This window comes from Pedobacter sp. 01N416 (genome assembly GCF_056399685.1).
In genome coordinates, this window is record NZ_JBFTRT010001086.1 from 1 (window position 1) to 490 (window position 490).

General features: G+C 40.2%; 1 pseudogene. It reads left to right on the forward strand.

Features of this window, described 5'->3' with window-relative positions:
- Positions 1–490, forward strand: a pseudogene (locus AC1DND_RS29355) (aspartyl protease family protein); the annotation flags it as partial.

Genomic DNA, 490 nt, shown 5'->3' on the forward strand with positions numbered 1-490 from the left:
GGCTTGGGCATTGAAACAGTAGAAGCCTATGTTTCCCAAAGTCTGGATGTTAAAGTAGGCAGTACAAGCATTAAGAATATACCAACGGCAATCTTAAAAGAAGATCTCTTTAACCTGTCGGGGCATTTGGGACTGAAAATTTACGGTTTGCTTGGCTTCAGTTTTTTTAACAGCTTTATTGTTGATATAAGGTATAGTGAAAATAGGCTGATTATTTACGACCACGATGCCAAAATTAAATACCGCGGCAAAAAAATACCCATTGAGATTCAGAATCAGAAACCGTATATTTTAGCTACTGTTGATGTTCCTGGTGGTAAAACCGTTGAGGCAAGGTTTTTAATGGATACCGGAGCCAGCCATGCTTTATCGCTCGAGATGCTCCATGGAACCGAATTCCCGCTACCTGAAAAAAAAATTAAAGCTAATTTAGGGATGAGCCTTAGCGGCCAGATTAAAGGATATGTTGGTCGTGTGGGTAGGTTTAACG